Consider the following 13,272-nt stretch of genomic DNA (forward strand, 5'->3'; position numbering starts at 1 on the left):
CCCGATGGCCAGTGCCGACCTTTCGTTGATCGGCCGGTCTGCAAATGAACCCCGTTGTTCGCCCGGACTCCCCACGCGCCTTGCGCGATGAGCTGGGCGAATCATCAGCAACGCAAGGCTGACAGATCGATGAAATCGCAACTACTCGTACTCTCGACCCTATCGCTCGCACTCGCAGCCTGCGGCGGCGGTGGCGGTGGTAACGGCGCCACCAGCACGGCGGCGACCCAGGCCAACGGCGGCACCACCGCCAACGGCACGAACGGCACAGGCGGCTCGACCGGCAGCGGCAGCACCACGCTGAACGCCGCGGGCACCTCGAACGCGGCCATGAGCTGCGCGGCGCCGGCCAACTCGTCGGGTTCGGGCAGCGCCACGCTTTCCGCCGACACGCCCAGCGCCGACGGCACCCGCATCTTCCCGTCGGGCAGCACGTTCCAGCTCGCGTTCAGCACCAACGTGCCGGGCGCGGACACGCTGAACTGGGCCGTCACCGACACGCTCGGCAAAGTCGCCGCCAGCGGCAGCGCACCGGTGCCGAACGGCTCTACCACGATCACGCTGAATTGCTCGTCGACGCTCGCCGGCTATTTCGCCGCGACCGGCACGCTGGCGAAGAACGGCGGCCAGTTGCCGCAAGCCGGCACACGGCCGGTGGGTATCGCGACCTTCGGCGTGCTGGCGAATCTGTCCGGCGTCGTGCCGGCGATCACCTATGCGCGTCAGGAGCAGCATCGCTTCGGCATGCAGGGCGCGAACGACAACGGCCCGCTGCTTGCCGACCTCGGCATCTCGTCGACGATCGACGACCGCCAGATGTCGACCATGGAGCCGAACGGCGCCAACACGTTCAACCCGGCAACCAGCACCCTCGATCCGTTCTACAAGTCCGGCAACGTGATGCGCCTGATCCGCCTCGACGGGATTCCCGCGTGGGCGAGCAGCACCGGCGCGTTCCAGGACGACGTCAGCGCGCCGACGAGCCTGTCGTACTACCAGAACTACATGAGCCGCGTGGGCACCGAATCGAACACGATTCGCTCGACCTACTTCCCGAACCAGTCGGCCAACTACTACCAGGTGACGTGGGAGCCGAACGAGTTCTGGACCGACACCGACGCCAATTTCGTCGCGCTGTACCAGTCCGTCTATCAAGGCCTGCACTCGACCGATCCGCACGCGGTGGTGATGGGCCCGACCGATGCGTTCCCGAGCCTGACCACGACGCGCCTGAAGCGCCTCGCGCCGCTCGGCTTCGGTCAGTACATCGACGCGGTCGCCACGCACGGTTACTACGACGCCGGCACCTCGCCGTCGCATCCGCCGGAGCGTTACGACAGCGATGCGTCCACCGCCTCGGGTTCGCTGCGCGGCCAGATGCAGGCGCTGCGCGCCGAAATGGCCACCGACTACCGTCCGGGCATGAAGCTGTTCTCGACCGAGGCCGGCATCAGCTACGACCTCGGCAGCGCGTACGGCCCGAACTATCCGACCGCCAACGTACTGTATGCACAAGCGGCTGTCGCGGCGCGCATGCACATCATCACGCTGGGTGAAGGTGCGAACCAGACCTACGTGTTCTACGGCGCGGATTATCCGGGCGAAGTCGGCTACGGCACGTTCTTCGATCTGAGCGACGCGCAAGGCGCGTTCGGCGCGACCAACATCAGCCCGAAGCCGGTCGCCATGGCACTCAGCGCAATGACGCACACGCTCGACGGCACCACGACGCTCGGTCCGGTGAACGGCGCGCCGAACGGCGTCTATGCGTACGCGTTCCAGCAACTGAACAACGGCGCGGTGATCACGGCTTTGTGGACGCACAGCAATAACGCGTGGAGCGCGAGCAGCGGTTTCAGCTCGACCTATAGCGTGCCGTACACCCTCACCGTCGATGCGCCGGGCACGAGCGGTACGGTGAAGCTGATCGACATGATGGGCAATGCGTCGACCGTGAACTACAGCAACGGTGCGTTGACGCTGAACCTGACCGAATCGCCGGTGTATGTGGTGTCGAACAATGCGTCGATTGCTCAGGCGAACTCGACGGTGCCGGTGGGTTACGTCGGTATGTAAGTGGTACTCGCGAGTTGCTATTCGCTACTCGCACGGATAAAAAAACGTCAGTCGGCTCACGGGCCGGCTGACGTTTTTTTTGGGCGGCTCATTTTCAGCGACTCGAACACGAGCCCGCCTTCGCCCGCGCTCAGCTTTCTCCCAACTGCCCTTCCAAACCGCTCAGTTCCTGTTCGCGCTCTTTCGACAGCTTGCCGATCGGCGGCCCCGCGAAACTCTTGCGCACGCCCGCGCCGTACCAGATCGTCAGCAGCACCGCGAGCAAACCGACGATCACGTACACCACTTTCTGATTCGGCGGCTGCATGCCGACATAGGCGAGCACCAGCGCACCGAACACCGCCGCCACCGCGAACGGCTTCGACAGCATGCCCAACTGGAACGGCCCCTTCTCGGTCCACGTGCGGCCTTCGGCAAGAACGCCGGCAGCAATCGGCATCGCGTACGAGATGAACAGGAACACCGCGCTGCCCGCGCTCAACACCGTGAATGCATCGCCGTAGAGCGTCACCACGATCGCCAGCACCGCCGACGTCCAGATCGCCGCGCCCGGCGTGCGATGCGTCGCGTTCACTTTACGCAGCCACTTCGAGGCCGGCAAACCGCCGTCGCGGGCAAACGCGAACATCATCCGCGAGGTTGACGTCACCGCTGCGAGACCGCACACGTAGTTGATGAAGAACATCAGCAGTTCGATCACGATACGCAGCGGCCCTGGAATCGGCGCGAGAATCGCTTCGAAGAAGCCCGTGCCCTGCTTCACTGCCGCGCCGATATCCGGCATCACCAGCACGAATGCGCAGACCATCACATAGCCAAAGGTCGTCGACCAGAACACCGAACCGACGATACCGCGCGGCACGTTGCGCGCCGCTTCATGCGTCTCCTCCGAGGTATGCGCGGAAGCGTCGAAGCCGGTGATCGTATAGGCGGTCAGCAGCAGGCCCGACAGAAACGCCACGACCATGGTCTGCTTCGGCCACGCGCCGCCGTCCACACCGGTGAAGTTGGTGAACGTATAGAGCCGCGACAGATCGATCTTCACCGGCGAATACACCAGCAGCGACCCCACCAGCAGAATCGTCACCACGAAGATCAGATAGCCCGACAGGTCGGTGATCTTGCTGGTGATGCGAATGCCGCGATGATTGAGGAACGCTTGCGACGCGGTGATCACAGTGAGAAACAGCGTCTGCTGCCACCAGCCCAATGAATCGGGACTCACGCCGAACATCGGCGCGATCAGTGTGCGGAAGAACGGATCGTAGGTGCCGTAGTTGATCGCCGCGACCACGAACACGAGGCCGAGCAGATTGAGCCACGCGGTCAGCCAGCCCCACGTCTTGCCGCCCAGAATCGAACTCCAGTGATAGAGCCCGCCCGCGGTCGGATACGACGACGCGATCTGCGCCATTGCCGCGGCCACCACCAGCGCGAACAGCGAGCCGAGCGGCCAGCCGAGTCCGATCGAAGCGCCGCCCGCCGCCGACAAGCCCATCTGGAACGACGTGATGCCGCCCGACAGAATGCAGATCAGCGAGAACGACACCGCGAAGTTCGAGAACGCGCCCATGCGGCGGGACAGTTCCTGCGCGTAGCCCATCTTGTGCAACAGCTTGACGTCGTTGTCGGCGGAATCCGTCGACGGCACGGCCGGGTTGATGTCCATGACGCGATCCTTTGAACAGGGTGAAAACGAAGCGTCGGCGCGGCCGGGCCGCGCGACGCGCTAGCAGCTCACGCGGCCGTGAAGCAGTTATCGACGTACAGGTGTGCGCCGTTGACGAAACTGGCGTCGTCGCTGGCGAGGAACAGTGCGGCGCGCGCCACTTCGTCCGGCGCGCAGAGACGGCCTTGTTGCGCGGACAACGCCGCTTCGCTCGCATCGAAACCGTATTTCGCGAGCGCGCTGATTTCGCGGCGGCCGTGCGGCGTGTCGATGAAGCCGGGACACACCGCGTTGCAGCGAATGCCGCGATCGCGATACTCGACCGCGATGGAACGCGCGAACATCGCGCATGCGCCTTTGGTGGTGCAATACAGCACTTCGAGCGGCGTCGCCGCCACCGACGAGATCGACGCCGTGCAGACAATCGAGCCGCCGCCTGCGGCGAGCATGTGCGGCAGCACGGCGCGCGTCATCATGAACATGCTCTTCACGTTGACGTTCATGAGCCAGTCGTAGTCGTCGTCGGTCGTGTCGATGAACGGTTTCACGACGATGCTGCCGGCGTGATTGAACAGCACGTCGATGCGTCCGAAGCGCGCGACGATGTTCGCGACCGCGGCGTCCACGGCGTCGCGCTTCGAGACGTCGGCGGCGAATAGCTCGGCGGTGCCGCCTGCGGCGCGAATGCGCGTGACCACTTCTTCGCCCGCGTCCGTGTTGATATCGACGACCGCGACCTGTGCGCCTTCGCGTGCGAACAGCAGCGATGCCGCGCCGCCCGCGCCCGTTGCGCCGCCTGAGACGATGGCGATCTTGCCGTCCAGCCTGCCTGCCGATTGGGTCATGCGTGACTCCTTCCTGGTGCATTGCGTTGTGCACAAAGTAGGCGCGGCAAAAAACGACGACTATCCAAAATTGGCAAAAAGTAAAAATCCCGTAAAAATTCGCGTTGCTGACGAATGCATTACGACCGGGTTGAAACGCTTGCCGGGTTGGTGGCGAAGGTCCGTCGGGTCACGCCGGACGCCTTGACGGTGCGGTTTTTTTTTCGCATACACTGGGCGGCACGAGGCTTTCGGGGAGTGCCCACGAATCGGGAGAAGCATATGCAGCCGGTCAATCGGACCAACAGTGCAGTCGAGATTCGCCGTTGCCGCAACATCGACGAACAGGCGATGTTGCTCGATGCATGGAACCAGAGCTATTGCCAGATTTCGCGCGGCACGTTCGACGGGTCGGTGAGTTCATTTTTTGCCGGCGGCGTGCGGGTGCTGGTGGAGCGGTTGAATCGCACGGTGTATCAGCGTGGGCAGGTGGCCGGGTCGCGGGTCGCCGTGGGGATTCCGTTTCAGTTGGAAGGGCATGCGTTGCTATGCGGGCAGACGAGTCATCGCGATGGTTTGCATGTTTTTTCCGGCGATGGCGGGTTTGAGTTTTTGTCGCCTGATAAGCATGTGGTGGTCAATCTTGAGATTGAGCCGCAGGCGGTTGAGGACGCTTTGGTGCGGGCGCAGCTTGAGGAGATTGCCGTGCGGTTGGGGGCCCGGCCCGGGGTACTGAATGTCGATCCTGCCAGGTTGCAGGGGTTTCGTGAGGTGCTGAAGCAGTTGCTTGATGCGGTTGCTGCTACGCCTACTCTGCTTGATGATGCTGGCGTGGCTGCTGCGTTTGAGAAGTCGGTGATTTTCGGGCTTGCTGAGGTTTTGCCGCCGATGCGGGTTGGTGATGCGCATGCGCATTTGCAGGGTGAGGCGCGGACTGCGCGGAATTGGCAGCTAGTGCGGCAGGTTCGCGGGCTGGTCGAAGAGTCGCCGGATTGTCCGCTTTCTGTTGCTGAACTCTGTGCCCGGTTTCGGGCTAGTCGCAGGACGCTGCAGTATGCGTTTGAAGATACGGTTGGGGTTAATCCTTCGGCTTATATTCGGGCTGTTCGGTTGGATCATGTTCGGCGTGGGCTTCGGGGGGCTCAGTCTGTTACCGAAGTCGCTACAAGGTGGGGGTTTTGGCATTTTGGGAACTTCTCGAATGAGTATCGTGGGCAGTTTGGGGAGTTGCCTTCGGAGACCTGGAGGAGGGATCGGGGGGTGTGACGGTTGCCGGTGGTTTTGCCTGCGCGGCGCTTTGGGTGTTCTCTGAGGGTGTTGGCCTTTCCTTGTGATCAAGGTGGTCTATTAGCGTCGCCCCTATGCGGGGCAGCACTCACTTTCTTTGCCGCCGCAAAGAAAGTAAGCAAAGAAAGCGGGCTCACACCGCCAGCTCATAAGCGGCTCCCTCGCGCAGCCACGGTAGTGGCTCATCTGGAATCTGGGTTCTCGCACACTCCGCGCTTGTGACAAGGCAGTCATTCTTCCGGCGGCGCTTCGCGCGCCGTCGCGGTTGTTCACGCACGGCCCCTGCTAAGCGGGGTCCTCGCGCAGCGGCGGTAGTGGTGCATCTGGAATCTGTGTTCTCGCGCACTCCGCGTTTGCGACAAGGCAGTCATTCTTCCGGCGGCGCTTCGCGCGCCGTCGCGGTTGTTCACACGCTGCCCCTGCTAAGCGGGGCCCCCGCGCAGCTGCGGTAGTGGCTCATCCGGAATCCGTGTTCACGCGCGTTAATGTTGAAGGCGAAAATCCATATTCAGCAAATCGGGCACCCAAAACGGCGTGCCCGTCTGTGTTTTCGAGTGCGGTTCATGATCGCGTTTTTTCCGTCGCGGCGAAATTGCCGCGAGTCACTTTCAGTGCGTAACTACCGGACGCCGCGATGATGTTTTCGAGCGAACTCGCTTGGTCGGCATCGAACCAGTTGCAGAAGTACTCCTTCTAGCTTCTGATGCCTCTTGCGCGGTTTTTGTCAGGAGCTCCGTTGCGTGGCGCGCCGTAAGTTGCATTTGAGGAACACCCTTCGAATCAAGCGCGATGATGCCGTACAACTCACGGTCCACCTCGACCTCTTGACGGTATTCCTCGGCGGTTTCGACCCAGAGTCCGAGTAACGTCCGCTGGCGTGTTCTTTCGTCGAGCGTGATGGCCGGATTCTGGTAAATCGAAATCGCCAAAGTCGACAGCGTGTTCAGTTGCGCTATTTGCCGTTCAATAAGCCGGAAAGCAGATAACGCGAGTTTCTCGTACTGAATAGCGTCAACACACGGCCGAGAAGCGGCTCGAGAACTCTTGGGGGATTTACTCATGTGCGATCTCCATTGCTGACATGGATCGCGCTTAGCAGGCTTCGACACCTGTTTGTCGTGGTGCTCACGAAAAAACGAGTCTAAAGCCTACTGCTCGTCGAGTGATCACCCGCGCAGGCTAAATAGAGCGCAGTGGCCTCATTTCCGAAATTTCTCAACAGACTTGTCAGAGTTAAAGGTTTCAGCGATGCCGATTGAATCTGCGCTACTTGTGCGCGATTGCGATTGCGATTGCGATTGCGATTGCGATTGCTTGAGAGTTTGCGACAGCGTGCTTGCCGCTGTCTGAAAACTGACGTCGTTTCGACGCCGGCCGTTCCGGCGAGCGCGCAGCGCGAGGCGGGAGGAATGACTGCTGTGTCACGGCGCGGAATGCGCGCGAACCCAGATTCCAGATGTACCACTACCGTGGCTGCGCGAGGAACCCGCTTAGCAGGGGCAGCGTGTGAACAACCGCGACGACGCGCGAAGCGCCGCCGGAAGAATGACTGCCTTGTCACGAGCGCGGAGTGTGCGAGAACCCAGATTCCAGATGAGCCACTACCGTGGGCTGCGCGGGGGAGCCGCTTATGAGCTGGCGGTGTGAGCCCGCTTTCTTTGCTTACTTTCTTTGCGGCGGCAAAGAAAGTGAGTGCTGCCCCGCATAGGGGCGACGCTAATAGACCACCTTGATCACAAGGAAAGGCCAACACCGCAAGACAACAACCAAAAAGCACGCCGCAGGCAAATAAACCCCACCAATCCCCCAAAACAAGCGCACACTACCTCCCAGCTCCAGGAAGGAGCATAAACCGCCAAACTGGGGAGTCCATCATGGCAAAAGGTCAAATGCGCAGCAACCGTGAAACAAAGAAGCCTAAGCAGGACAAGAAGCCGCAGCCGGCGACATCGCCATCGGGCGGCACGCCGATCCGGGTAGCGCCTAGCGCATCGACGCCTGCGAAGAAGAATTAACGATTAAGGTGAGCGCCCGCCACACCACTGGCGGGCACGCCTGACCAGCAACAAGCATCAAGCGACAACCATCAAACCCAGCTACCTGGAAATATCCTCCAACGCAACATCCCGCGTCTTGGGCCCCAGCAACCCGATCGCCACCATCACCACCGCCATCGCGCCGGAGATAAAAACAAACACCCCATTAACGCCAAACCGGCTCAAACATCCAGCAATAACGAACGCAGAAAACATCGCCGAAATCCGGCTCCACGAATAAACGAACCCAACAGCCCGCGCCCGAATACTCGTAGGAAAAAGCTCCGCCTGATAAGCGTGATAACTATAAGAAATGATATTGCCCGCCAGCACAAGACACACGCCCAAACTCACCAGCAACACCGTCTCCCGTGCCTGACTAAAGGCCAACCCGCACACCACATTCACCGCCGCCATAAAAATAATCACTGTCTTGCGTTCGAAGCGGTCGGCAATCAACAAGCCCAACAACGGCCCAAGCGGCGCAGCAATCGCGATAATGCTCGCGTACATCAAGCTGGTCGTCACCGTAATCCCCTGCTTGATCAGCAACGTCGGAATCCAGTTCGCAAAGCCGTAATAGCCCATCGTCTGAAACACGTGGAAGATGATCAGCATCAGTGTGCGCTTGCGATACGGCGGCACCAGCAGATCACGAAACGCCGCCCGCGCACGCACCGGCTCCGGCATCGCCGGCTCTGGCAACGGCCGGCCATATTCGCGCTCCACACGCGCTTCGAGACGCGTCATCACCGCATCCGCTTCATCGATCCGGCCTTTCTGCGCGAGCCAGCGCGGGCTCTCCGGCAGACGTCGGCGGATCCACCACACCACGATCGCGCCGACCACACCGGTCAGCACGACGAGGCGCCAGCCATCGATTCCGAAATAACGATGCGGCACCAGCAGATACGACAGAAACGCGACGATCGGCACCGCGCAAAAACCCACCGCCTGCGAACACGCCGACGCCCGTCCACGGACATGCTTCGGCACCAGCTCGGAGATATACGTGCCGATCGTCACGATCTCCACGCCAATGCCGATCCCTGCAATGAAGCGCCAAAGATTGAGCCCGCCCGCCGTATCCTGGAACGCCATGACGATGTTGGCCGCCGTGTACCACAGCAGCGACCATGTGAAGATCGCGCGCCGGCCAAAGCGGTCGGCGAGAAATCCGCACGCCGCCGTACCGATGAACAGACCCGCGAACAACGAGGCGATAAAACTCGCCACGCCGCTAGTGCCGAACAGCCCACGCGTGGTCGCGGTGAGAATGCCGCTGCGCACGAGTCCCGGCGCGATATAGCCGGAGAACATCAGGTCGTACAGTTCGAAGAAGAGCCCGAGGCTCAGCAGCATCACCAGCTTCCAGATCGAGAGCGTCGCCGGTAGACGGTCGAGCCGCGCGGAAATACGCGCGCCGTCCAGCGCAATGCCATCGGCGCGGCCGCCGCTCGACACATCCGTGCCCGAAGGCACACCGCCCAACGCGCCGGCATCGCCGACCGCTGTCGCATATACCGCATGATTCGACGACTTCATCGCCTGTCTCCTTGGTTGCGGTCGGCCAGAGTTAACGCTTTCGCTCTTGCTCCGATCCCATGCAACGTGTTGCTAAGTTCCGGTCTTAGCGCCGGGTGAAATTGATTGACCACATTCAACGCATCTCGCGATGCATCCGCCTCAAGCCGCCTCAGGCCGCTTCGCGCGGCGCCTGCGTCAAACCACCACCCAGCGCCGCGATTTGCGCATCGTCATAACCCAAACTGCGTAGCACATCGACGGTATGCTCGCCGATCTTCGCGATCGGCTGACGCGGCTGCAAGCGCGCGCCATCGAGCGAAATGGGCAGCAGCGGCATGCCCGTTTCGCTGCCATCGTCGAGCGTCAAACGCGCGAGGCCGCCGCTCTCGTTCAGATGCGGATCGTCGAACAGCTCTTCCGGTTTCGTGATCGACGCGAACGGAATATGGTCGCGTTCGAACTGCGGCACGAGCGTCGCGCCATCGCATTCGCGCAAGGTCTCGCCGAGCGTCTTCAGCAGCCAATCACGGGCCAGCACGCGATCGTTGTTAGTCGTGAGGCGCAGGTCGGCCAGCAGATCCGCGCGACCGAGAATCGCGCACAGCGCGCGCCATTGACCGTCGCCGGTCGCGGCGATAAACATCTGCTCGTCATGAGCCAACGTGAACACGTCGTACACAGCCCATGCGCTGATACGTTCGGGCATCGGCGCAGCCGGCACACCGGTCGCGGCGTACTGCTGCATGTGCTGCGCGGACAGCAGCACACAGTTCTCGAACAGCGCGCTCTGCACTTCCTTGCCGCGTCCGCTCACATGTCGTTCGTGCAGCGCGGCGAGCACGCCGATTGCGCCGAACATGCCGCCCATGATGTCGTTGACCGAACTGCCCGCACGCAGCGGACGTCCCACCGGACCCGTCATATACGCGAGGCCGGCCATCATCTGCACGACTTCATCGAGCGCGAGGCGGTGCTCGTAAGGGCCGTTCAGAAAGCCCTTGTGCGACACGTAAATCAGCTTCGGATTGCGCTCGCGCAGCGACGCATAGTCGAGACCGAGACTCGCCATGCGACCGGGCTTGAAGTTCTCGACGAACACATCGGCGGTATCGACGAGCTTGTGCAGCGCGGCCAATCCCGCTTCGCTATCGAGGTCGAGCGCGACACTCTTCTTGTTGCGATTGAAGGTACGAAAGAACCCCGCGCCGGTGCCGAGCAAACGACGCGTACCGTCGCCGCGCGGCGGTTCGACCTTGATCACTTCGGCGCCGAGGTCGCCGAGAATCATCCCGCAGGTCGGACCCATCACCATATGCGACAACTCGATCACGCGAATGCCGGCGAGCGGCAAGGCGCCCGCTTGCTGCGGCGCGGCCTGAGCCGAAGAAGAAGCAGAAGACGAATGCGTAGTCATTGCAGCACCTGTGATTCGGTAGAGTCAAAAGAGGAACCCGAGGAAGGACCAGCAGCGGTGAACTGCTTCGGCAAACCGGCACGTGCCAGATAGCCGTACAGCGGTTCACCGGGCAACGCGTCGGCGAGCACGGCGCGCGACGCGAGCAATCGCGTGAGGTCGATGCCGGTGTCGTAGCCCATGCTGTCGAGCATGAACACGAGGTCTTCGGTGTTGACGTTGCCGGTCGCGCCCGGCGCATGCGGACAGCCGCCGAGACCCGCTAGCGACGCGTCGAATTCGCGAATGCCGTGCTGCAACGCGATCAGCGTGTTGGCGAGACCGAGGCCGCGCGTGTCGTGGAAATGCAGCGAGCGCAGTGTGTCGCCCACCGCGTCGCGGACCAGTTCGATGATCTCGCCGACCTGGCGCGGCGTCGCTTCGCCCGTGGTGTCGCCGAGCGCGATCACATCGGCGCCGGCCTGCGCGGAGGCTCGCGCGATCGCGGCAATGTCGGCGTACGGCACCGCGCCTTGCAGCGTGCAGCCGAACACCGTCGACAATCCGGCGATCAGTTCGACGCGGCGTCCGCGTGTTCCGGCACGAACGTGACCGTCGGCAGTTGCCGCGACGCCTGCGCCTAAGTCTGCTCCTGCTCCTGCATCGCTCGCCGCGCTATCGATCAACTCGCGCATTGCCGCGAACGCGTCGATCATCTCCGCGGGCGTCTTGCGCACATTCGCGAGACTATGCGCGGCGCTCACCGAGATCGGTGCGACGATCCGGTGCACGCCGGCTTCGAGCGCCCGTTGCGCGCCCTTCAGATTCGGCACCAGCGCGGTCACGATCAGATCGTCGTAGGTGAGCGCGTGGGCGATGACAGCATCGGCATCGGCCATTTGCGGCAGCAGCTTCGCGGGCACGAACGACGCGACTTCCATGTGTCGCACACCGGCGGCATACGCGGCGTCGATCCAGCGACGTTTGAATTCCGTGGGCATGGTGCGGGCGATGCTTTGCAGACCGTCGCGCATGCCGACTTCGGTCACGACGACGCGCTCCTTGATATCACTCATGATGTCGAATCCCGATCTTGAAGGTCGCGTTGAATGCGGGGAATGAAGCAACTGAGTGACAGCGTGCGCGCGCCCGGTCGCGCGTAAAAGTCTGCGTTGACGACGCACTCCATCGCCGCTCGCGATGGCCGCGCAGGCATGCGGGACGGGCGTAAGCCGTCGCAAAGGGGAAACCCTTAAGGGCTTTTCAGGGGGAATGGGAAGGAGAAGGGAGAGTGGCGCGGGCGCGGAAACAACACCCCACGCCGCGCTTTAAAGCCCCTGCAACAAATGCTCAAGCAAATGCGAAGCCGCCAGCGTCAACGCCTGACGATCACGCATGCAAATCACAAACCGCCGCTCAGCCCACGCCTCGCGCAACGGCACGGCGACGATGCCGTATTCATCCGCAGCATGACGGGGCAGCGCTTCGCGCGGCAAGATCGCCACCGCGAGACCAGCCTGAATGAAACGATAAGCCGCATCGAACGTCGACACGTACGTTCGATAATTCAACTCGTGGCCCTTCTCCACTGCGATACGCTGCATCAGCGCATTCACCGACGCATTCGACGCGAGCCCGAGATGATCGAACTCCAGCGTCTGCTCGAAGCCGACAGCGGCCTCCCCCGCGAGCGGATGCGCGCGCGGCACGATCAGCGCGAGATGATCGGCGCGGTAGGGCAAAACATCGAGATTGCCCATCGCCACGACGTCGCGACAGATGCCGAGATCGGCGACGCCTTCCTCCAGACCGCGCACGATCTCCGTGCTTACGCGCTCCTCGACATCGACGCGAATTTGCGGATTGCTCTTCAGAAACGACGACAGCGCCTCGGGCAAAAACTCCACCATCGACGACACGTTCGCCAGCACCCGCACATGCCCGCGCGCACCAGCGGCGTATTCGCTGAGTTCGGCCTGCAAGCGCTCATGGCCACGCATGATGAGCTTTGCGTGCCGCAACAGCGCTTCGCCGGCCGCGGTCGCGCGCACGCCGCGCTGGCTGCGCGACAGCAAGGCGACGTCGACCAGCGCCTCCAGATCGGCGAGCCGCTTGCTGACCGCCGACGGCGCGATGAACTCGCGTTCGGCCGCGCGCGCAATCGTGCCTTCCTCGCAGACGGCGATGAACAGGCGCAAGGTCACCTGATCGATTTGCCACATGAGCGGGCCCGCTCCCAGAAGGTGAAGTGAGAAAATTATGCCCGAGGAAAGCGCGGTTAAAGTTGGCCCCAGGGTATCCACGGCCGTCGAACGCCGTGTGTTGCAGCGAGTTGTACCTGATAACCCTGCTCGCCTGAAACGAAGAGCAATCAGCGAACAACCTTGCCCGGTTTTTTAAGTCTCGCTATGCTGGGATGCTTTTCATTTTCAGTGCGCCGCCATGCAGCGCTGAAACGAA

At 62.3% G+C, this 13,272-nt stretch carries 10 protein-coding genes; 3 read left to right on the forward strand and 7 right to left on the reverse strand.

Annotated features, from left to right (window positions below; genetic code table 11):
* Positions 1 to 129 precede the first annotated feature (129 nt).
* Positions 130 to 2,076 (forward strand): hypothetical protein, encoded by a 1,947-nt coding sequence (locus HWY05_RS24805; RefSeq protein ID WP_176059936.1) that lies wholly within the window; start codon positions 130 to 132, stop codon positions 2,074 to 2,076.
* Between the two features lie 130 nt (positions 2,077 to 2,206).
* Here the strand turns inward: HWY05_RS24805 and HWY05_RS24810 are convergent, their stop codons facing one another.
* Positions 2,207 to 3,745 carry an amino acid permease gene (locus HWY05_RS24810; RefSeq protein WP_176059937.1) on the reverse strand — a complete coding sequence of 513 codons (1,539 nt, stop codon included), beginning with the start codon at positions 3,743 to 3,745 and terminating at the stop codon, positions 2,207 to 2,209.
* Positions 3,746 to 3,813: 68 nt separating this feature from the next.
* Positions 3,814 to 4,590, reverse strand: a complete 777-nt coding sequence (locus tag HWY05_RS24815) for an SDR family oxidoreductase (RefSeq protein ID WP_176059938.1) — start codon at positions 4,588 to 4,590, stop codon at positions 3,814 to 3,816.
* Between the two features lie 261 nt (positions 4,591 to 4,851).
* Here HWY05_RS24815 and HWY05_RS24820 point away from each other — a divergent pair, with 261 nt between their 5' ends.
* Positions 4,852 to 5,835, forward strand: coding sequence for a helix-turn-helix domain-containing protein (locus HWY05_RS24820; RefSeq protein ID WP_176059939.1), 984 nt, complete (start codon positions 4,852 to 4,854; stop codon positions 5,833 to 5,835).
* Between the two features lie 629 nt (positions 5,836 to 6,464).
* Here the strand turns inward: HWY05_RS24820 and HWY05_RS24825 are convergent.
* The gene (locus tag HWY05_RS24825) at positions 6,465 to 6,917 is read right to left on the reverse strand and encodes a hypothetical protein (RefSeq protein ID WP_176059940.1); all 453 of its coding nucleotides are present in this window, start codon (positions 6,915 to 6,917) and stop codon (positions 6,465 to 6,467) included.
* An 813-nt stretch (positions 6,918 to 7,730) separates the two neighbouring features.
* On the opposite strand from HWY05_RS24825, the gene HWY05_RS24830 reads away from it, so the two are divergent.
* Positions 7,731 to 7,871: a hypothetical protein gene (locus HWY05_RS24830; protein ID WP_176059941.1), complete on the forward strand. Its 141-nt coding sequence runs from the start codon at positions 7,731 to 7,733 to the stop codon at positions 7,869 to 7,871.
* A gap of 81 nt (positions 7,872 to 7,952) precedes the next feature.
* Here HWY05_RS24830 and HWY05_RS24835 read toward each other — a convergent pair whose 3' ends face one another.
* From HWY05_RS24835 to HWY05_RS24850, 4 genes are all read right to left on the reverse strand, one after another.
* A complete protein-coding gene (locus HWY05_RS24835; protein WP_176059942.1) occupies positions 7,953 to 9,437 on the reverse strand; it encodes an MFS transporter in 1,485 nt (494 codons plus the stop codon).
* 151 nt (positions 9,438 to 9,588) lie between these two features.
* Entirely contained in the window at positions 9,589 to 10,833 is a 1,245-nt protein-coding gene (locus tag HWY05_RS24840; RefSeq protein WP_176059943.1) for a CaiB/BaiF CoA-transferase family protein, read from the reverse strand.
* Positions 10,830 to 11,888: a hydroxymethylglutaryl-CoA lyase gene (locus HWY05_RS24845; protein ID WP_176059944.1), complete on the reverse strand. Its 1,059-nt coding sequence runs from the start codon at positions 11,886 to 11,888 to the stop codon at positions 10,830 to 10,832. The genes HWY05_RS24840 and HWY05_RS24845 overlap by 4 nt, the downstream gene beginning before the upstream one ends.
* Before the next feature lie 252 nt (positions 11,889 to 12,140).
* Positions 12,141 to 13,034 carry a LysR substrate-binding domain-containing protein gene (locus HWY05_RS24850; protein ID WP_176059945.1) on the reverse strand — a complete coding sequence of 298 codons (894 nt, stop codon included), beginning with the start codon at positions 13,032 to 13,034 and terminating at the stop codon, positions 12,141 to 12,143.
* Between the last annotated feature and the right edge of the window lie 238 nt (positions 13,035 to 13,272).

Source organism: Paraburkholderia sp. BCC1876, from assembly GCF_902833695.1.
Lineage (GTDB): Bacteria > Pseudomonadota > Gammaproteobacteria > Burkholderiales > Burkholderiaceae > Paraburkholderia.